This is a genomic window from Clostridium ganghwense, from assembly GCF_026735165.1.
In the GTDB taxonomy this organism is placed as follows: domain Bacteria; phylum Bacillota; class Clostridia; order Clostridiales; family Clostridiaceae; genus Clostridium_H; species Clostridium_H ganghwense.
In genome coordinates, this window is the sequence record NZ_JAPQES010000001.1 from 1,170,570 (window position 1) to 1,192,927 (window position 22,358).

Consider the following 22,358-nt stretch of genomic DNA (forward strand, 5'->3'; position numbering starts at 1 on the left):
TTATGACATATATGTCATAAGCTCTTTTTCCTTATATCTATAAAATTATACTTGATTATTATAATTGCTGAATTCACTTGGAGAATATCCAGTATGTTTTTTAAATATCCTTGAAAAATATCTATAGTCTGGATACCCCACTTTTAAAGCAACTTCTGATACCTTAATATTTGAATTTTGAAGATACTCTATTGCTTTTTCGATTCTAAGTTTTGTAATATATTCAACAAAACTTATTCCCACTACCTTTTTTATTCTTCTACTTAAATAACTTTCACTTAAATAAACCTGTCTTGAAACATCTTTTAAACATATATTTTCAGTATAATGTTCATTTATATATTTTATAGCTTTATTTAATCCACTTTCACTAATATTAATATTTTCTAACTTGATATATCTAAGAACGCTAATAATAATTTCATTTACCCATTTATACAATTCATTAATAGTATGCAATCCTTCTACTTTTTTATAGGCCTCAAATTCTTCCCCTAATACCTTTTCTACTGATATATTATATTGAGTTAATATTTTCAAAGCCATTAAAACTATCTCTATACTTACTTGTTTTATGATTCCATAACCTATGTTATTATCTTTAAGTACTTTAAAATATATATCATGCAATTGCTTACTTATCTTATTTTTATCCCCAGCTCTTAAACTTAATTTAATCTCATTTTCTGCATTTAAAATATATGTCCATTTAATTATATTTTCTCGCTTTAGGTCTACAAAATAAATTATACTTCCCTTACCTTCATATAATTTATTTTTTAAAGCTTGTTTACTTTCATCATATACTTTTTTCATTTCATTTATAGACCCAAAATTAGATACTCCTATGGTTATAGTATTATCCTTTCTTTTCATAACTTCTAATTGAATACTTTCAAAAATATTCGCAATATCTTTATGAACCAATTCTTCAGTATCTATTATTACAGCAATTATATTTTCATGACATTCAACTATATAATGACAAATCTCTCCTATACTTAGATGAATTATATTTTTTATATATTCATTCTGTTCATGTAGAATATCAAATCTGTCTTTTTCTAATATTTTTTGATAATTATCATTTTCAATACATCCTATAATTATAGATTTTAAATCAATATTATATTCTCTAATAAATTCATCCAGTTTACTAGTTATTATCTTTCCCCTCATCATATCTAAAAGAACTTTTTCTCTTGCAATATCAATGTGCTCTTTATTCTTCTTAAATTCAATATGAACTTTTTCAATAGAAGATAAAAATTCTTCTTCATCTATAGGTTTCAAAATAAAATCAAAAGCATTTATTTTAACTGCTCCTCTAGCATATTGAAAATCATCATATCCCGTTATTACTATAAATTTACATTCTGGTAAAAATTCTTTTATACTTTGAGCCATTTCTATACCATTTATTCCAGGCATGCTTATATCTGTAACTATCAAATCAGGCTTTGTTTTTCTAGCTACTTCAATACCTTCATATCCGTTTGAAGCTTCCCCACAAATTTCACACTCATATTTTTTCCAATCTATAGTTCTTTTCATTCCTTCTCTTGCAAAACGTTCATCATCTACTATCATTACTTTTATCATTCTCTTCATCCCCCTTCCAATCATATGGAAGAATCAATTTCACATAAGTTTTATCATCTATTCTATCTAAGAATACTCCGTATTTTTCACCATAATGAATCTTAACTCTTTTATCTACGTTGCTCATTCCAATTCCTTCACCTTTAGTGCTTTCATTTGTTATTCCAACACCATTATCTATAATTTCAAAACATATATTTTCTTCTTTCTTATATCCTTTTATAACAAGTTTGCCCTTTTCTAATTTAGGTTCTAAACCATGAATTATAGCATTTTCAACTAAAGGCTGTAATAAAAGTTTTAAAATTCTCTGGTCCAATATTTTATTATCTATTTCAAAATCCACACTAAATTTATCCCCATATCTTATGCTCTGAATAGTTAGGTAATTATTAATTTGATCAATATCCTCTTTTACGGTAACTATATCCCCTTTTTTACTTATACTATATCTTAAAAATTTCCCCAAAGTAGTAGTCATTTTAACTACTCCTTCATTTTCTCCAAGCTTAGCCATCCATTTTATAGATTCTAAAGTATTATATAAAAAATGAGGATTCACCTGAGCCTTTAAATTCTTATATTCAGCTTCTTTTAAAAGATACTGCTTAATATAAACCTCTTCTATCAGCTTATCTATTTCCCTTACCATTTTATTAAAACTCTTTCCAAGGTCTCCTATCTCATCATTAGAATCTATATTAACGTTTACATTCATATCTCCCTTTTCTACTCTACGCATTAATCCTGAAAGTTTATTTATAGGTTTCGAAATACTTTTAGATAGAATAAGAGATACTATAATTGCAAAAACGCTCAAAAGAATAAGAACAAATATAAAAGTTTGCACTATCATCCCTTTATCCTTATATATAGACTTAACGGGAACGATTTCAACTATTTTAAATTCATTATGGGCAAGAGTATTAAAATAAGCTACATACTGTTCTCCCTCTAAAGTACACCTAAATTGTCCTTGCTTGTTATTTAAGATAGTATCCACATAATTCTCATAAAATTTAAAGCCTGTCCTATCTTTATATAATTTATCAGTAATTATATATCCTTGCTTGTCCAATATATAGATATTATTTCCTTCATACACCTTCGCATGTTTTAAAATATTATTAAAATAATCATCATATATATCTAAAAATACATATCCTAATTTTTCATCATTTTCTCTATCTATAATTTGCCTGCATATGGCCAAAACAATATCTTTTCTTTCTCTTCCATCAACTCTTCTGTGTACATAAAATAACTTATTGTCTTCTGCAGAATCAATTAAATCAAAAATCTCATTGTATTTATTTCCATAAATAGGAGAAAAATATTCTTGAGTAGTAAATCTACTCAACGGATTATTTAATCCCATTATATACACAGGTATATCCATTTTCTGATTTGCAGTAACGCTAGTAATTATGGTATATATTTTCTGGGCATCTTTAAATTTTTCATTATAGCTACTATATTTTTCCTTTTTGAAAATCTGCTGAATTTCTTTATTTTCAGCCAAAAACTCAACAATACTTGAAAAATTATTTATAGAAGAATCAATAAAAGAACTCATTATTTTTATATTTTCATTTATTGAAGTATTAATTTTCTTATTTATTAAACTTGAAGTATTACAGTAATAAAATACTGTCATAATTATCAAAGGAAAAAATCCTACTATTATAAATGCTTTAAAAAGTCTTGTTTTAAAATTCTTTTTTTTTATCATTATAACCCCTTTATCTCCTAGTTTACTTTAAAATAATTATAGCACAAAAATCTCATGTGCTATAAAGAGACTTTGTGCCATAAACATAAAACTTCCACTATATAATTGTTACTTTATAAATTTCCTCAAATGCACTCAAATCCTGAACTATTTTTCCTGGCTTTACATATATAGGAACCAAAATTGTGTATAAGCTTTTCCTTAAGCAAATACTCTCTTCTTCAATCTCCTCTTCAATTTCTTCTTCCTCTAAAGAAAACTCTATGTTCTTTACTTTAATACTTTTACTTTCAAAATATTTCGAAACCCTATCTACTAAATCTTTTTTATTGTAATATTCTATCTCTATTTTCACCATATTTTTTTTGTGAAAAATTTTACCTTCAAACTTCTTCAAAGATGCTAATACACCATAAACACCAATTGTTCCAAAAATACTCAATGCATAATATCCCATACCTACAGCAAGTCCGATGCAAGCTACTACCCAAATAGTTGCAGCTGTGGTAAGCCCTTTAACAGAGCCTTTCTCATGTATTATAGTTCCTGCTCCTAAAAAACCTACTCCTGTTACTACTTGTGCACCTATTCTTCCTATATCAGCTTTAAGTGCGTTAGCTAGTTGTGGATTTTGCATTATCAGTTTAGTAGTGTCCTCTATCATATGAACTTGTATCATAGATATAATTGCCGCCCCTACACAAACTAATATATGAGTTCTAAATCCTGCTGGTCTATTTTTGAATTCTCTTTCGTATCCTATAAGTCCACCAACTATTATTGCTAAAGCTAATCTAATAACCACTTCATGCCAATGCACTTATCTCCCCCCCTTGTTATTATATATTGTATACATTTACAAAAAAGTACTATGCATATATCATAGTACTTTTTATATTTTCTTACAATGTATAATTTTTTATGCAATTATATAATATGAACATTATCAGGTAAGAAATTAATCATTACCTCCTGACCTTCATCAAATACTTCTTTACCTTGTGGATTAGTATCTTGTATTATTATATCTTTATCTCCCATTCTAACTACATAATCTTGATATGCTCCCATAAATGTAGATAAAGTAACCGTTCCTTTTAAAAGCCCTTCTCTTCCTACATTTATTGCCTCAGGTCTTAATACTACTCTACATTCATCACCTGGCTTTTTATCTCCTTTGTAGTTTATTTTTATTATTTTTCCGTATACTTCTATTTCAACTTTTTCACCATCTATTGACTTTATAGTACCATCAAGGAAATTAGCTGTTCCTATAAAATCAGCTACAAATTCTGATTTTGGAGTATAATAAACTTCCTTTGGAGTACCAACTTGTTCAATTATACCTCTATTCATAATAATTATTCTATCAGATAAACTCATTGCTTCTGATTGATCATGTGTTACATATATTGCAGTTATACCTACTTTTTTCTGTATCTTTCTAATTTCTGTTCTCATATACACTCTAAGCTTTGCATCTAGGTTTGATAAAGGTTCATCAAATAACAAAACCCCAGGTTCCATGACAAGAGCACGTGCAAGCGCAACCCTCTGCTGTTGTCCTCCTGATAATTGATTTGGATATCTATATTCCAATCCTTTTAATCCTACAAGTTCGATAATATTTTCTACTTTTTCTTTTATAACTGCTTTGCTCAAATTTTTAAGTTTTAATCCATAAGCTACATTATCAAAGATATTGTAGTGAGGGAAAAGTGCATATGTTTGAAAAACCATTGAAGAATCTCTCTTATCTGGAGGTAAATCATTAATCTTATCCCCGCCTAAATAAATATCTCCTGAAGTTGGAATTTCAAATCCAGCTACCATTCTAAGAGTAGTTGTTTTTCCACATCCTGAAGGTCCAAGTAATGTTACAAATTCTCCTGGTTTTATATCTACAGAAATATTATCAACAGCTCTAAATTCTTTATTGTCCGCTCCTATATATATTTTATTAAGATTTTTAATATTAACACCTTTACTTCTCTTTTCCATTCTATGTTCGCCATCCTCTCGTATTCATTATTAGTTCTTTTCTACTTACATTCCTTCTTTACTTACTCCCATTTTACTTAATGCAAAATTCATAATGGCTACTGCTGTATACACTATAATTATAAGTATTGTAGAAAATGCTGCTGCAACTCCGAATCTACCAGCATCTGTTTGTGCTAATATTTGAACTGTAAGTAAGCTGTATTTAGCTGATACCAAGAAGATAACAGCACTTACTGCAGTCATACTTCTAACAAAGCTATAAACAAGTCCACTAAAGAATGCGGGTTTTATCAATGGTAATGTTATAGATGAAAATACCTTTGAAGTATTAGCTCCAAGATCTGAAGCTGCTTCTTCTATAGCAGGATCTATTTGTTGAAGAGCTGCCACACCTGATCTAACTCCAACAGGTAAGCTTCTCATAACAAATGCAATTACAATTATAGTTCCTGTTCCTGTTAATAATAATGGTCTAGTATTATAAGCTAATATATAACCTATACCTATAACTGTTCCTGGTACTGCCATAGCAAGTAGTGAACTAAATTCTACAAAACCTTTTCCAAAGAATTTCTTTCTTACAATAAGGAAAGCTATTATCATAGCTAATATTCCTGTAAGCGGCGTAGCAATAACTGATAGGAATGTAGTATCCATTATTGGTTCAAGTCCTAAGTCAAATACATATTTAAAATGATCTAGAGTTAAAGAGTAATTTACACCCCAAATTTTAAATAATCCGCCTAATGGAATTAATATATAAAGTGCTAATATAAATATAGTTATTAATAAACAAACTATACTTAATGGATAAACAATTTGTTTTTCAGTAATTAATTCTCTTTCTCTTGAAGCCTTTCCTGTTACAGTAACATAAGATTTTCTTTCTAACCAATACTTTTCTATAACAAATATGAGAATTGTAAGCGCAAGTAATATAACCGCTATTGTAGCTCCACCTTGCATATCATAATTACCTATTGCTTGTAAATATATTGATGTAGCAAGAGTAGAAAAGTCCCCTCCAATAACCATTGGATTTGAGAAATCTGCTACTGTCTCTATAAATGTTAATAAAAATGCATTTGCAATTCCTGGGGCCATAAGTGGTAAAGTTACTGTTGTGAAAGTTTTCCATCTTGAAGCTCCCATATTTCTTGCTGCTTCTTCTAGTGATACGTCTATATGTTTTAATAATCCATTTAACAACAAATATGCAACTGGGAAAAATGTCATAGTTTGTACAATTACTAATCCTTTAAATCCATATATATTTACATCTGTTAAATGTAATAATTTATGTGTAACAAGTCCTCGCTGCCCAAAAAGCATTATAACTGATAATGCAAGTACAAAAGGTGGAGAAACTATCGGTAATATTGAAACTATATTAAACATCTTTTTAAAGCGTGTTCTTATATAAGAATCTGTATAAGCAAAAATAAATCCTAATAATGTAGAAAGTAGTCCTACAGTAACTCCTAATTTCATAGTATTTCCTAAGGTATTTCTAAAATCTATATTTTCAAGTGTTTGAACATATGCTTTAAGTGTAAATCCGTCTTCCCCTACAAAACTTTGGTTCAATACAGAAAATAAAGGATATAAGATAAAGGTTAAAAGCACTAAAATAGTAAAAATTATAGTAACTAAAAGTAGAGGATCTCTCCATATCTTTTTCATATCTACTAAATCGTTTTTTAGTTTGTTTTTATATTGTTTAAATGCCATTTGCATACTTCCTTTCAATATCTCAAGGGAATAAATAGACCCTATATTTATTATAAGTCCCACCATCTATAAGACAGTGGGACTATTTTATTTCTATTTATTAGTTGTTTTGTGCCATACTTCAACTAATCTTGCTCTATTTTCACCTGCAAAAGTCATATCATAATTTATAAGGTTAGTATTCTTTAATTGCTCAGCTTCTTTTGGTGGCTGTGCATCTGGATTTGTTAAGAATTGATAAGAACCAACTGTTTGACCAAGTTCTTGTGCTTTCTTAGATAAAGCCCAATCAACAAATTTTTGAGCTGCTTCCATATCTGGTGCATTTTTAATTATTCCTACAGAACCGATTTCATATCCAGTTCCTTCTGATGGAGCTGATAAAACTATATCTTCATATCCTTGTTTTTTATATTTGATTCCATCATGCATGAAACAAATTCCAACCATGGCTTCTCCCATACCAGCCATTTGTGCAGGAGCTGAACCAGTCTTTGGATATTGCTTAATTTGACCGTCTAATTTCTTTAAGTAATCCATAGCTTTGTCTTCACCCCAAAGCTGTACTAAAGTAGAAACTAATGTATATGCTGTTCCAGATGATCCTGGATTTGCAACAACTATTTGTCCCTTATATTCTGGTTTTAATAAATCTGCCCAAGATTTTGGAACTTCTGCTCCTTTTTCTTTTAATAATGCCTTATTACAAACAAATCCTAAATAACCATTATATATTCCTGTCCAATATCCCTCTTTATCTTTAAACTTATCTGGTATTTTTTCTGCATTTGGTGAAACATATTTTTCAAGTAATCCTTTTCCTTTAGCATCTATAAAAGTATCTGCTGGTCCACCATACCAAACAGAAGCTTGAGTGTTGTCTTTTTCAGCCATAATTCTTGCAAGAATTTCTCCCCCACTCATTCTTACCATGTTAGTTTTAATTCCTGTTTCTTTTTCAAACTCTTTAATTGCTTTTTGAGCATGATCTTCCATAAGACCAGCATAAATAGTTAATTTTAACTCTTTTTTATCATTAGAAGCTTGTTGTTTTGAACTAGAATTCCCGCATCCAGCTAAAAATCCTACTGACATTAACGCTGTTAATCCTAGTGCCAATATTTTCTTTTTAATCATATTTACCCCCCTCAATTCCTTTAATTTTAAATTTGACAACCTTTACATATCGTTTTTTAACTTACAAGTATATTATAAATCCATTTTGTCTTATAAAAATAATAATGAACAAAATAAGGCACATAGAGGTAAAAATTTTAAACATTCTATACTTCTCTTAATTTCTCATGGAATTTTATACAAATAAATGATATTATATTCTGTGTGTATTTTTTCAATATATTGTCATTATTAAATATAAATTATATAACAAAGGAGTAAAAAATATGAAGATAAGACTTTGCCATTCTAAATTTTTATCGCTTTTTATGATTTTTTCCTTAACCTTCACTTTACTATCTTTCACTCCATCAAGTGTAAAAGCAGAAAGTGAAAATCACCTATCTCAAGTAGATATACCTAAAATCCAATTTGTTACCCTAGAACATAGTCCTTTTATATCTGGACACAGTAATTCTATTTATATTTCATCCAAAGATTACAGCAATAATGTGCAATATCAATTATTCTATGCCCGTGCAGATAAAACAAATGATAGTTGGAAATTAATTAATCCTTCTTCCAACGGAGGATGGTCTGAGGCAACAAACCCTACTATCCCTAAATTAATTTCAATATCAAATTTGAAATTGAAAACAGGTAGATATAAAATAGCTATTAGAGTAAAACGTGTGAACTTAAAAGATTCTAATGAATATAAATACAAAAATCCATATGGTAACTATGATGATCATTATATTTACAATATAAATGTTTTATCAAAATCTAATGAAAATCTAAGTGGAAGTATGATAATAAATAAATTGGAATTTAATCAAGGTGAACATATAATAGTTGGTGGTATTAATAATAATAGTAAAAATTTATATAAAGTTCACCTTTACAATCCCGATAAAGGCGAATGGATAAGTCCATCAAAACCATATTCACGTATAGTTAATTGCAATACAAGCAATATTCCTGCTGGAACTTATTTATTAGATCTTTGGTGTAAAGGCGACCACTCAAAAAATAAATATGACGGTGTTAAATTTACAGTAATTACAATAAAAGAATGGACTAAAGAACAAACTAAGAATGATAATAAAGTAGAAAGAACTCAAAGTAAGCTTCAAACTGACTTATATAATTATTTACGTTATGACGGTAACAGACAAACTGTAAATAAACGTGCTTTAGGTCTTAATAATGGAAGTGCATATAATGACTGTGTATATTTCACTAGTGAAGCGCTTAGAAGAGTGGGAGTAAATATAGCTGATAAAGTATGTAACACAGGTTCTCTTATAAATGATAAATATAAAAATGTAAGTCTTATTAACTATTTATCAAAAGATAACTGGCAGGTATGCTATGATGTTTCGAAGCTTCTTCCTGGAGATATATGCTTTACAACTACTGCCAAAGGCACTAAGGGTAAACCAACTCATGTTTATATATTTATGGGTTGGGTAAATGAAGGCTCTACAGATTATGCTTATATATGTGATAATCAATCACATTATTACGGTAACCAAATTTGTCACATAAGAAATATTAAACATGCTTTACCTAATAAAGAAGCTTTGGCTTTCTTTATGTACAAGCCTACTAAATAAAAAATGTGGTCACAACTTAAATTTAAAAGTTGTGACCTGATTTATATCAAACTTCTATATCATTAAATCGCTTTTTAGATTTTATTAAAAATCTAAAGCTTACAATTGCCGTTACAAACATAAACCCTTCTGTTACAAATATATTTATATTGTATCCTGCTACAAAATCTACTAAAGCATGTATCAAAATTGCATACAATAAATATTTATTCTCTTTTTTCATTACCCCTTCTAATACAATCACAGTTAAAGCTATATGAAATATAATTGTGAATATTCTTTCTATTCCACCTATGAAAAACATATATGAAGGTGTCCCTATAAGAATATTCTTTATTCCAGCTATCTGTGGTGATTTCTGAGCTACTAGAGCATCAAAATTTCCAATATTAATTAATATACTAAGTATTATATTAGATACATATGTGATACCAACTAATAATATAGCTTCAATTCCACCATGTCCTATTCCAAAAGCAATGCCATTTTTCCAACTAAGCTTATTTTTAAGCAAATATTTAAAACCTATAAATCTACCTACTTCTTCAAATATTCCTGCTGTTAAAGCCAAAAATAATACATATATTATTGTATTGGATTTGATATTTTGAATAAACCAAGATTTTGTGTTTAAATACCCAATCAAAGGTAATCTGGTTGATATCTGTGAAACAATAAATATTAAAGCTCCTACCCCTACTGCTAACAAAGATACCTTCTTTTTCTTATAAAAATATATTGTAAGTCCAATAGGTAATCCAAAACAAATCATGAAACTAATTATCATAAACATAATGGATATATTATTTACCATACTATCTCCCCCCTATTCTTTAATATATAGAACTTTATAGTATTCATATTCCCCTATTTCTAGTTTAATCTTGAAGTAATAACTGAATATCCAATAATAAAAGCTATCAGCATTACAAAAAATACTATTCCTGTTACATTTCCAAAATTTATAGTCCATCCTATTCCAAATCTTTTTTCAACTATAATTGCTGGATCATTTTTATTTACATAAAACATTCCAAGCTTCCAATGTTTATCATCATTTCTATCTATATGATTTTGATGATTTTCTTCTTCTTTTATATTTAATCTACTTCCACCTTGACCAGTCATTAATGCAATTACTATAGTAACTATAAGAAGGACAGCTGTAAATATCATAGGTACTATAACCATTTGCTTTGGAGTCCATTTTAAAATACTAAGCATATTGAAATTAATAAAAGTAAAAATTAGACTTATTACACTAGTAATAAAAATAATATATCCAGACCAAATGTATCTGAAACGTCTATTTTGCTCTCTTGAAACTACTGGATTACTTGCATTTATTTGAACTTTAGCCATCCCTATAGTCTTATAAACAATATACATAATTATCATCATAAATAGCTGACTGGCAGGCATTATAAAAATTGTTTTATATGATTTAGGTGCCCATCTATCAACTATCCCCTTTCCATTCCAGTGTATAGGCATTGGATCTGGAAGATTAGCATATACTTTAAAACCAATAATTATATTTAAAACAATAATAGCTAATGGAATTAAAAACCATGCCTTACTTACAAGCATTCTTTTATTTTCTTTATTTCTAAAGCTTGTATCTACAATTACAACTTCTTTTTTTCCTTCATTCCAATTACTTTTAGCTTTATATTCTTTAACTTTCTTATGGATATTTAAATAAATCATTGATTGAAGAATTATATATATGAATACACCTATAGTAGGAATCATAGGATTTTTACTGTAAAACAAAGCAACAATCAGTATTGCTAAAAATCCTCCACATATTAATAAATACTTTTTTACATATTCTCTTTTTAAATTTATAAGTTGAGAATCTTTTGCTTTATCTTTTGGTATTCTAATTCCAAAAAATATTTCTTTTCTTGTAAGATTAGGCATGCAAACACCTAGAATAAACAATATAATAAACACTGGCAAATAAGTGAACATCATCATTCCTATACTCATAATAATCCCTCCTTGATTTTGTTTAGTTAGATTAATATACATCTTCTAAACACTATACTTTAGTTATCTCATTTATAAAGTTTAAACTTTTCTCTACACATATTTATAAATTCTTCTTCACTCATACCTCTGCAATATACTTCTGCAATTATGGCATCCATTTCTTCATTAAGTTTTTCTTTATACTCATCAGTTATCATATTTTTCATACTACCGATTACTGCACCTTTTCTTCTATCCATGTTAATAAAACCATCTTCTTTTAAAAGTGCGTATGCCTTATTTACAGTATGCATGTTGATTCCTATATCACCTGCAAGTTGTCTAACAGAAGGAAGATTCTCTCCTTCTTGAAGTTCTCCTTTTGCTATTCCTTTTATTATTTCGTTTCTTAATTGAATATATATGGCTGTTTCGGACTCAAAATCAATTTTAATCAGCATTTAATTCCTCCTTCATTTCTTACTAAAAATGTTCCCAAAATATTTTCATTTCTAAATTTATTATATGCAAAACAGTTCTATCTGTTATATATATAATAGAACAGTTATAATAAAAAATCAACTAAATTTATAAATTTTTACTATTACCTACTTATAAAAGATATCATATTAAAATAATGAATCTCTCACCGAAGTGAGAGATTCGTAAGAAACTATATTAACTCTTATTTAAGAATTTTTATCATTTACATATTGATTTGAATTATTTTAACAATATTCTATCATTGTTACTTGATAATAATCATTTTGATCACCAATAGCATCAGAATGTTCTATTAGTTGTACAGTGTGTTCACCAACTGCAAGTTCAGTTTCAAATAGAACAGGGATTAAAGTTTTATGAGAATTACTTTCATTTGTCCATACTCTTAAAGTAGCTTCTATAGTAGAATCTATTATTACTTGTATCTCTAAAAGCTTTGGACTATCTGTTCTCCAAGCAGATCCAGACACAAAAAATAATTGTTTACAACTTGAAACATTAAATGGTTCACATAAAGGTAAAGGACCTGGTCCATCTATTATTTTTGTAACTTTCATTAAATCACCTCCTAACACCATACTATGAAGGTTTGTACAATACGGTGTCATTTCAATGATTTGCAATGTGCCTTGAAAATTATTTGGTGACCATAGTTTGTAGGATGGGGATCTATTGACCTATTAATCAAATCAAAATTTGTTAAAGGTATTTCTCCATCATATTCGTGAAACTTAGTATAAACTTCAGCTACTTTATAATCATAGATACTATTTTTAATTTCCTCATTTATTGGCTGAATTAACTTCTCAAATGTATTATATAGAACAGGTGTATCTGCTTTCAAAGGATTATATATGGTCATAACATATATTTTTGCATTTGGAGCAAGACTATTAATTTCTTTAATAATTTTAGGCCAATCTTCCTTAAAATTATTGATTCCTTCATCTAATTCTTTCATTAAACAAGAATCATTTTTTAAGATTTCTAATTTTTCTTCCCAATTAGGGTCTTCCTCTATTGCATTTGTCAACTTTATAACAAAATTCGCTTCTTCTGAATCCAACTTATACTTAGACGCAATAGCTTTAATAACTGGTGATAATAAATTATTTCCTCCAATACTGATAGTAATTATATTAGCTTGTCTAATAGCATCACGTGTTTTAACATCATTTTTTACCTTATCTAATAAATCACTACTTTTATCTCCTGTCATAGCTAGATTGTTTAGTACTAATTCATCATACTTCTCTGTTGTTTTCAAGTAGTTTTTAAAAAGATCAACATAACCTTTATTTAAATCAGCACTTAATCCAAAGGCAATTGAATCGCCTAATGCAATATATTTAGTAGTTCCTTCAGATTTGATAGAATTTTGTTCTTCCAAGTATCGAATAGTTATTATTGCATATATAAGTTTTTCAGTATAATCTGTATTTTGGGGATTTAATCTACACATAGAAGAAACATATTTAACAATTGGCAGTAATAGTTTATTATCTTCATTATTTATGGTAGTTATATTCGTTTCTGCTTTATTAGTAGCTGCTTGAGATTGTACCGGAAGAAAAAATAATAAGAATATCAACATACAAGAAATAAATTTCCGTTTATTCATAAAAATCTCTCCTCTCTATTAATTGATAACTTGTTTATTTTATTGAATAAATTTAGCACTTTATATATATGCCTAGTATTATTAAAACAATGCAAATTTTTAACATATAAATCAATAAACCAGAGCAAGCCCTCGGACATACTCTGGTTTATTATATTTAGTCAATTTCAAAATACTTTTTAGCTTTTTCTATTCTTTGAAGTGTTCCTTTTTTCGTTCTATCATTTTGTGAGTTTTTATACTCATCTGATAGCACTTTTTTCTGTATACTTTTCGGTAAAATCTTAATTGCATCTGTTTTTTCTAGTTCTTTTGATAGTTTATAACTTTGAACATTATAATCTTTTCCTTCTCTTTTTATAGTAATGACTACAGGGTAAGCCCCTGTTGTACCTTCTTTCAACTCTCCATTTTCAATATAATATTCCTGAGCTAAAACGTCTAAATACTGTGTAACCTCATTACTTTTTTCACTTATTCCTAAAACCTCATAGGAACAAAATATTTTTCCTTTTTCTTCCTTAAAATATGGAATTTCAGAAATAAACTGCGAAGTAACCTTATTAAGAGTTTTTTCCGATATAACTGATGCTTTATCTTTAATTTTTGTACAAGCTATTAATGTAAATGATAAGGCTATAACACTTACGCAAATCCAAAGCTTCTGATAAACTTTTTTCATAATATTCTTCTCCTGTTTTCAAGTTTTTTAAACTCAGCACAACAATGGGCTACACTCATAAACTTATTTTTACTATTTTATCTCTTTTAAAACATTAAGTAAATATTCAAAAGTTCTCTGTGTAGAAGAAATACTTAAACTTTCTTCTGGTGTATGAACATCATACATATTAGGTCCAAAAGAAATCATGTCTAAATCTCCTAAAATATCTTTCAAAAGTCCACATTCAAGCCCAGCATGAATTGCAGTTACCTTTGGTTCTTTATTATACATATCCTTATGCACGTTTATAAAAACATTTCTAATATATGAGTCTGCTTTATATTCCCATTCTGGATATTCTGACTCTAAAACCATTTTTGCTCCTACAAGCTTAGTTGCACTTTCTATTCTCTTAACTATTTCATATTTTAGACTTCTTACAGAACTTCTTATAGCACTTTCAAATGTAATCTCAGTATCAGTAGTTGTGACTACCCCTAAATTAGTAGAACTCTGAACAAGCCCTTTGATATCCATACTCATAGTCTGAACACCTTGTGGTATTAATACTAATAAGTTTATAATTTTCTCTCCTAAAACCTTTGTAAAAGTATTTTCTACTTTTTTATTCAATTCTTCTAACTCAACAATAACTTCTGAATCTGAATTTTTCAACTCATTTTTAAAAATATCTTCCCATTTTATCACAGTATCAGCTAACGTCTTCTTTTCTTCATCTTTCACTAAAATAACAGCTTCAGCTTCTCTTGGAATAGCGTTCATTTTAGCTCCACCGTTAATATCAGCTATGTATAATTCTAGATTAGAGTTTAAATCATTAAGTACACGACCAATAAGCTTATTAGCATTTCCTCTTTCCTTATCTATTTCCATTCCTGAGTGTCCACCCTTTAAACCTTTTACTTTAAGCTGTAAAGCAGTAAAGCCTTCTTTTGCACTCTCTTTTTCAGCCAAAAGCTTAACTCTATTTCTAACTCCACCAGCACAGCTTGCCAAAAGTTCTCCTTCTTCTTCTGAGTCTATATTTATTAAAATTTTACCTGAAAGATTTTCTTTTTTTACACTAGAAGCTCCACCCATTCCAGTTTCCTCTTCAGTCGTAACTAAAACCTCTAGTGGAGGATGCTCTATCTCATCACTAGATAATATTGCTAGACAGTAAGCAACTGCAATACCATTATCTGCACCTAATGTTGTGCCTGTAGCTTTTACAAAATCTCCATCTACTCTTAATTTAATTGGATCTTTTTCAAAGTCATGCTGTACTTCTTTATTTTTCTCACATACCATATCCATATGTCCTTGTAAAATTACAGTAGGTGCATTTTCATATCCTTTACTTCCTGCTTTTTTTATTATCACATTTAATGCATCATCCTGTGTAACTTCTAAATTATGCTTTTTTGCAAAGCTTACTAAGTAATCACTTACTGCTTTTTCATTTCCAGAACCTCTTGGTATTCTTGTAATATCTTCAAAGTACTTAAAAACTAAATTTGGTGATAAATCTTTTAACATTCTATCCAAAATGCTCATCCTTTCCCATAAATACTATTATTTACGAACAATTATATTAATAATTTTAGCATATAAAATAACTTTAATACAAAACAATATAAAAAATAATGACCTTTTAAAGATCATTATTTTTTATATCAGCTTTACAGCTATTTAAACTATTTCATTTGATACATTTTCTTTAGATATACTTATTAAGCACTAGCTTGCTCAATTTTATTTTTATTTGCTTTAGGCTTTCCATCTTTATCATAGAATATTCCTCTAAGCATTAAAGCTAAAGCTCCATCCCCTGTAACATTACATGCAGTTCCAAAGCTATCTTGAAGTGCAAATATTGCAATTAACAGTCCTACTCCTGATGCATCAAACCCAAGAACTCCTGTAACAATTGCTAAAGACGCCATAACTGTTCCGCCTGGAACTCCTGGTGCTCCTATAGCAAATATACCAAATAACAATATAAATAATATTACCGTACTAACTTCTGGTAAAGTACCATAAAGTATTTTTGATATTGTAAAACAGAAAAATGTCTCAGTAAGAACAGATCCACATAGATGGGTAGTTGCTCCAAGTGGAATCGCAAAATCAACTACTTCTGGTATTAATGCCTTTGATTTATGTGCACATCTTAATGCAACTGGTAATGTTGCAGCACTTGACATTGTTCCAACTGCTGTTAAATATGCTGGTAAATAATGCTTTGCTACTTCTAAAGGATTCTTTTTTGAAATTACCCCTGCAAGTGAATATAATAATGTAAGCCAGATAAAATGTCCTATAAGTACTATAATTATTACTTTTAAAAATACAGGTAATTGTTTAGTTAAACTTCCTGTATATGCTAATTCACTAAATGTAGCAGCTATAAAAATAGGTAGAATAGGTACTATTATTCTAGTAATTATTGATAATACCATTTTTTGTATTTCATTCAAGAACTTGTCTACTATTTCTGCATTTGTCCATATTACTGATACTCCTGTAAATATAGCTAAAACTAATGCAGTCATTACAGGCATAATAGGATCAATCTTTAATTTAAAAATAACTTCTGGTAATTCTTTCAGTTCTGCTACCTGACTAGCAATATTAAAATGAGGTATTATTATGTAGCCTGCAATAGCTGACATAGTTGCTGCACCTACTGCAGATATATAACACATTGCAGCCATAGTACCTAGCATTTTACTTGCATTATTTTTAAGACTTGTTATTGCTGGTGTTATGAACCCAAATATAACCAATGGTACAGTAAAGAAAATTATAGAACCTAAAATTTCTTTGACTGTTAAGATAACCATCATGGCTTTTGAATTAACAAAAAGACCTAACATTACACCTATTGTGATACCAATAATCATCTTACTGATTAATCCCAACTTGCGTTTTTCTTTCACGGCTCTCACTCCTTTTCACTTATAATTTGATTAACGTTCATTTTACTAAAAAATATCTGTTAACATTCTAATTGTCCACCTAAATTATAATCTCATATTATCGTTATGTCAAAAAATATACTTTTTTCAAAATATTATCTATTTTCAGAATTTACAATGCAAAAAATTTATCAAAATAATAAAAAGCATACTTAGTAAAACTTTAATCCTACTAACATATGCTTTATGAATATATATTTTATTATTTGTTTCTTTCTAACATAGTGTCCAGAATAACATTATTAGTTTCTAACATACCTGGTGAAGCTATCTTACCTATATTTTTCATAGTTTCTTCTACAGTATTAGCAACAATTCCACTATTATTTGGAATAAAAATATTTTTTAAAGAAAGAAGTGCAGACATTATAGCAGCATTTGTTGCAGTTACTGCTTTCAAAGAGCATCCTAAATTTCCACCATCACAAATCATACCTGTTATATTTGCTGACATATTATTAATTGTATATTCCATTTGTTTAACATTTCCTTCTAATAAATAAACAGCCCCAACACTCACTCCAGTTCCTGCTGCTACTGCACAGCCACAAAATGCAGATAATCTTCCTGAAAGCTTCTTTATATAAATAGTAACTAAGTAACTTAGAGCAATAGCTTTAGCCAACCTTTCTTCTCCTATATTCATCTTTTCTGCTACTGCAGCAAGAGGCATAGTAGCAATAATTCCATGATCTCCACTTCCACAGATAGTCATAGCAGGTTTTGACATCCCACCCATTCGTGCATCAACTGCATAACCAGTTAACATTTGAGCATAACTTACTATATCTTGAGATATTTTTTGCTCTTTTGCAAGTTCAGCTATAGTCTTTCCTAAGCCCATTCCAGCTCCATTCATTCCCTCTTCAGCAAGTTCCTTATTTACTTTCACCGCTTCTAAAGTAAACTTAATATCTTCAAATGAAACTTCATTCACAAAATTCACAAAGTCAATCAATTTCAGATTAGTAAGAGAAAACTTTTCTTTATTCACTTCTTCTTTCTCATTATCTTCTGCTTTATATTTTATTTTTCCGTTAACTTCTATCAAAACAATATTTGTATGTTTTTCTTTAATTACTACTCTTCCAGTACCTTTATCTGTGATAACAGTTGTATCTATAAGTATTTCTGTAAGTCCTTTTTTTACATCTACTTCTGCTATTTTTTCTTCTCTAAGTTTTTTAGCTTTAACTATATGTTCTTCTTTAATATTCTCTAAAACCTTTAATTCAAGTTTAGAATTACCTGCTAACACACCAAGTATAGCTGCAATTTCATTTCCCATTTCATCTGTACCAGGTATTCCACATGAAAATCCATTTTTAAATACTCCTGGATCTGTAATTATTTTAATTTTTTTCAGATTTCCACCTACAACTTCATATGCTTTGCATGAAGCTAAAGCTATGGCAGCTGGTTCAGTAACGCCTAAAGCCTGTCCCATTTCATTTTTTAAAAGTGATATGATTTTATCTTTATACATATTTTTTATCCCCTCTATCTAATCAATTATTCATTCACAATAGTAACCATTACTTCATCAGCTTTATAAAATCCTTCTCTACAAAGTGTTCCAAGATTTTTTATTGTTTCTTCCACAGTTCCTCCAAGTATTCCTGTTTTATTAGGAACAACCACATCATCACATGCAATAGCTGCTGCTATTACTGCTTCTGCTGATGAAGTTGATAATTTAAGCGCACAACTTTCTTTTGCTCCATCACATACCATTCCAGTAAGATTTGCTAACATATTTTGAACTGCTCCTTCAATTTGTTCATCATTTCCACCTAAAAGCCATGCTATAGCAGCACTTGCCCCTATTCCTGCAGCTATGGCACATCCACATATTGCAGAAAGTTTTCCTGTATATTTCTTTACAAAATTATTTATCGCATGTCCAAAAAATAATGCTCTTTGAAGTCTTTCCTTTGACGCATTAATTTCTTCTGCCATAACTGTTATTGGAATTATTACTCCAAGCCCTTGATTTCCACTTCCTCCACTTGTCATAATAGGACAGTTTCCGCCACTCATTCTTAAATCACATCCTGCAGCTGTTAAAATTCTTGCTTTCATAGAAGGATCATTACCTATTTTACCCTTCTTTTGAAGATTTAATAAAGAAGCTCCCCATCTTAGTCCTTTTTCCTTTTTCAGTCCTTCTTCAGCAGCATGTCTATTCATTTCAACACTATCAATTACAAACTCAATATCATTTATATCAATATCTTCTATAATCTCTCTAATTTGTTTAAATGTCATTTCTTTTAAAAACTCATAAGATTCTCCATCTGCTTTTTCAATATTATCTTCAAATATGATTTCTCCATCTACCTCAATCTTTTGGATATGTGTATGTCCACCACTTACTACTACACTAACTAGATTATTTTCTCCTTCAATATCTACTTGAATAAAAATATTTTCTGAATCAGAAACTGGAGTTACTGCAATCATGCTATCTCTTAGCATATTTTTAGCATCATCTACACCTTTCGAAGTAACATTTTTAAATACATATAATCCATCTTCAGCATCACCACATAATATTCCTAATGCAGCCGACATATCTATTCCGCATTCTTCTGTATTAGGTATAATAACTGATTTACCATTTTTAAATATATTATTACTTACTTTTACATTAATTTTTTTAGCTTCTCCTTTTAAATACTTTTTAGCAGTAGCTGCTGTGAAAGCTACTGCAACTGGCTCGGTACATCCTATAGCAGGTTTAGTTTCACGTTTTATGAGATTTAATAATGCTTTTTCTATTTCTTTATTTTTTATCATTTTTATTTCTCCCTTCACTCTAATAACCTTGTTACTTATTTGTAAGTAGCAAAATTCATACCAAAGACTCTAACCTGTTAACAGCACCATTTTAAATAAATAATTTAATTTTAATTTTGCAAAAAAACAAAAGCTTTACACCTATAAAAATAGTATTTTATAAGTATAAAACTTCAAATAAGCTAAAATCTTAACTTCTTTTATTTTTTGCATTTTTGCAAATACTTTTATCATTTTTGCAAATTATATTTTTTAAGTTTTCTATATAATGTAGAAATCTCTATTTCAAGCTCTTCTGTAATTTTTTCTTTTCCCTTAGCATCATTCCCATGTTTTTCAATCAAAGATATTAACACATTTTTTTCATATCTTTCTAATCTACTTTTAAGAGTCATTTTATTTTGTGATTCAAATTCACAAAGGTTTTGCTTCATCATAATAGGTAAATTTGGTGGAGTTATCAATTCTTCTTTCGTTACATTCACCAAGTATTCTATTACGTTTTCAAGTTCTCTTATATTTCCCGGCCAATTATAACTTATAAATATGTCTTGAATCTCCTTAGAGAACTTCTTATTTCCCGTTTCAAGCCTATCGCAAAATTTTTGAAGTAAATGTTCACTTAATAATAATATATCCATTCCTCTTTCTTTTAAGCTTGGTAAAAAAATAGGAATTACATTTAATCTATAATATAAATCGTCTCTAAATAATCTATTTTTAACCATCTCTTCAAGATTCCTATTTGTTGCAGCTATAACTCTAACATTTACAGAGATTTCTTTTTTCCCACCGATTCTTCTAAATTTTTGTTCCTGAAGTACTCTTAAAATTTTAGGTTGAAGGTGAATAGGCATATCTCCAATTTCATCCAAAAATATAGTTCCACCATTTGCTAATTCAAATTTCCCCATCTGCCCTTCTCTTCTAGCACCAGAAAATGCTCCTCCTTCATACCCAAACAATTCACTTTCAAGAAGATTATCTGGTATTGATGCACAGTTTATTGCAATAAAAGGTGCTTTATACCTATCACTATCATAATGTATTGCTCTTGCAAAAAGCTCCTTTCCGGTTCCACTTTCTCCTCTTAAAAGAACAGTTGAATTGCTCTTAGCTATATTTTTTGAAATGTCTTTTACATTTTTTACACTTTCACTTTGACCTATTATATCTTGAAATTTTACTACTTTTTCTCCTGTAATCAGATTATACGCATTACGAACTTCCTCACTTGTCTTGCTAACTTCTATAATATTACTAACTTCCTCGCCCTCAAAAATAATAGGATTATTTTTGAGCATTAAATTATATCCTTTACCATGAATATTTATTTTTTTTCCATGATATTTTTCTCTAATTAATTCTATATCTATATCAGGTATAATATCTTTTACAGAATGATTTATTATTTTTTCATCACTAATACCAAAAAGTTTTTTTGCTTTTTTGTTTATATACTTTATCATTCCTTTACTATTAACACATAAAATACCATAACTTAAGCTATCAATTATATGACTAGTTTCTTCTGTTTGAATTTTAAGCTGTTTTATAGTTTGATTATAAATCATATTTCCAAGTAAAATAGTACTCAACTTTTCAAGAAAAACCATAAGGGAATCATAATTTTCTTCAATTATTTTTTTCTGTTCTTCTCTAAATGAATTTATTCCTATTACTCCTATTACTTCATTACCGTTTAGTATTGGATATCCTATGGATGCAAATTCGCTACAAGTAGACTTTTTAGAACAGTTTTTACAAATGGTATTAGAATGCGATTTATTTATGTGTTTTGGTTTTTTTTCACTTATCACAAATTCAAATAAAGATTTCTGAGGTATCTTTTCTCCTATACAACCTTTGTATTCACCTGTTGCAGCTATTCTATTAGAATTTTTATCAACAATAGTAACATCAACATGTAAAACTGCAGCTATAGCTTCTGCAACCTCCTGAGCAGAAGCTTTTATATCGGTTAAAGACATATTAACACCACCTTAAC

General features: G+C 28.8%; 18 protein-coding genes. 1 reads left to right on the plus strand and 17 read right to left on the minus strand.

Annotation, left to right across the window (positions count from 1 at the left end; translation table 11 throughout):
- Nucleotides 1-45 precede the first annotated feature (45 nt).
- From OXH55_RS05290 to OXH55_RS05315, 6 genes are all read right to left on the minus strand, one after another.
- The gene (locus OXH55_RS05290; RefSeq protein WP_268048552.1) at nt 46-1,602 is read right to left on the minus strand and encodes a response regulator transcription factor; all 1,557 of its coding nucleotides are present in this window, start codon (nt 1,600-1,602) and stop codon (nt 46-48) included.
- Complete coding sequence (locus tag OXH55_RS05295) at nt 1,577-3,334, minus strand: sensor histidine kinase (protein WP_268048554.1); 1,758 nt, start codon at nt 3,332-3,334, stop codon at nt 1,577-1,579. Before OXH55_RS05295 ends, OXH55_RS05290 begins: the two co-directional genes overlap by 26 nt.
- A 97-nt stretch (nt 3,335-3,431) precedes the next feature.
- Nucleotides 3,432-4,154, minus strand: a complete 723-nt coding sequence (locus OXH55_RS05300) for an MgtC/SapB family protein (RefSeq protein ID WP_268048556.1) — start codon at nt 4,152-4,154, stop codon at nt 3,432-3,434.
- A 107-nt stretch (nt 4,155-4,261) separates the two neighbouring features.
- A complete protein-coding gene (locus tag OXH55_RS05305; RefSeq protein WP_268048558.1) occupies nt 4,262-5,335 on the minus strand; it encodes an ABC transporter ATP-binding protein in 1,074 nt (357 codons plus the stop codon).
- Nucleotides 5,336-5,380: 45 nt separating this feature from the next.
- Complete coding sequence (locus OXH55_RS05310; RefSeq protein ID WP_268048560.1) at nt 5,381-7,069, minus strand: ABC transporter permease; 1,689 nt, start codon at nt 7,067-7,069, stop codon at nt 5,381-5,383.
- A 93-nt stretch (nt 7,070-7,162) separates the two neighbouring features.
- The gene (locus OXH55_RS05315; RefSeq protein WP_268048562.1) at nt 7,163-8,206 is read right to left on the minus strand and encodes an ABC transporter substrate-binding protein; all 1,044 of its coding nucleotides are present in this window, start codon (nt 8,204-8,206) and stop codon (nt 7,163-7,165) included.
- Between the two features lie 266 nt (nt 8,207-8,472).
- Here OXH55_RS05315 and OXH55_RS05320 point away from each other — a divergent pair, with 266 nt between their 5' ends.
- A complete protein-coding gene (locus OXH55_RS05320; RefSeq protein ID WP_268048564.1) occupies nt 8,473-9,804 on the plus strand; it encodes a hypothetical protein in 1,332 nt (443 codons plus the stop codon).
- A 46-nt stretch (nt 9,805-9,850) separates the two neighbouring features.
- On the opposite strand, the gene OXH55_RS05325 is transcribed toward OXH55_RS05320, so the two are convergent.
- From OXH55_RS05325 to OXH55_RS05375, 11 genes are all read right to left on the minus strand, one after another.
- The gene (locus OXH55_RS05325) at nt 9,851-10,618 is read right to left on the minus strand and encodes a YhfC family intramembrane metalloprotease (RefSeq protein WP_268048566.1); all 768 of its coding nucleotides are present in this window, start codon (nt 10,616-10,618) and stop codon (nt 9,851-9,853) included.
- Nucleotides 10,619-10,677: 59 nt separating this feature from the next.
- Nucleotides 10,678-11,799 (minus strand): DUF1648 domain-containing protein, encoded by a 1,122-nt coding sequence (locus OXH55_RS05330; RefSeq protein ID WP_268048568.1) that lies wholly within the window; start codon nt 11,797-11,799, stop codon nt 10,678-10,680.
- A gap of 68 nt (nt 11,800-11,867) precedes the next feature.
- A complete protein-coding gene (locus OXH55_RS05335; protein ID WP_268048570.1) occupies nt 11,868-12,242 on the minus strand; it encodes a GntR family transcriptional regulator in 375 nt (124 codons plus the stop codon).
- A gap of 267 nt (nt 12,243-12,509) precedes the next feature.
- Nucleotides 12,510-12,842 (minus strand): hypothetical protein, encoded by a 333-nt coding sequence (locus tag OXH55_RS05340; protein ID WP_268048572.1) that lies wholly within the window; start codon nt 12,840-12,842, stop codon nt 12,510-12,512.
- Between the two features lie 47 nt (nt 12,843-12,889).
- Entirely contained in the window at nt 12,890-13,906 is a 1,017-nt protein-coding gene (locus OXH55_RS05345) for an SGNH/GDSL hydrolase family protein (protein WP_268048574.1), read from the minus strand.
- Between the two features lie 157 nt (nt 13,907-14,063).
- The gene (locus OXH55_RS05350; RefSeq protein ID WP_268048576.1) at nt 14,064-14,588 is read right to left on the minus strand and encodes a hypothetical protein; all 525 of its coding nucleotides are present in this window, start codon (nt 14,586-14,588) and stop codon (nt 14,064-14,066) included.
- A gap of 72 nt (nt 14,589-14,660) precedes the next feature.
- Complete coding sequence (locus tag OXH55_RS05355) at nt 14,661-16,109, minus strand: aminoacyl-histidine dipeptidase (protein ID WP_272508937.1); 1,449 nt, start codon at nt 16,107-16,109, stop codon at nt 14,661-14,663.
- Nucleotides 16,110-16,303: 194 nt separating this feature from the next.
- Complete coding sequence (locus OXH55_RS05360) at nt 16,304-17,476, minus strand: dicarboxylate/amino acid:cation symporter (RefSeq protein WP_268049026.1); 1,173 nt, start codon at nt 17,474-17,476, stop codon at nt 16,304-16,306.
- Between the two features lie 277 nt (nt 17,477-17,753).
- Nucleotides 17,754-19,037, minus strand: coding sequence for an L-cysteine desulfidase family protein (locus OXH55_RS05365; protein WP_268048579.1), 1,284 nt, complete (start codon nt 19,035-19,037; stop codon nt 17,754-17,756).
- A 26-nt stretch (nt 19,038-19,063) separates the two neighbouring features.
- Nucleotides 19,064-20,350: an L-cysteine desulfidase family protein gene (locus tag OXH55_RS05370; protein WP_268048581.1), complete on the minus strand. Its 1,287-nt coding sequence runs from the start codon at nt 20,348-20,350 to the stop codon at nt 19,064-19,066.
- Between the two features lie 230 nt (nt 20,351-20,580).
- The gene (locus tag OXH55_RS05375; protein WP_268048583.1) at nt 20,581-22,341 is read right to left on the minus strand and encodes a sigma 54-interacting transcriptional regulator; all 1,761 of its coding nucleotides are present in this window, start codon (nt 22,339-22,341) and stop codon (nt 20,581-20,583) included.
- Nucleotides 22,342-22,358 lie beyond the last annotated feature (17 nt).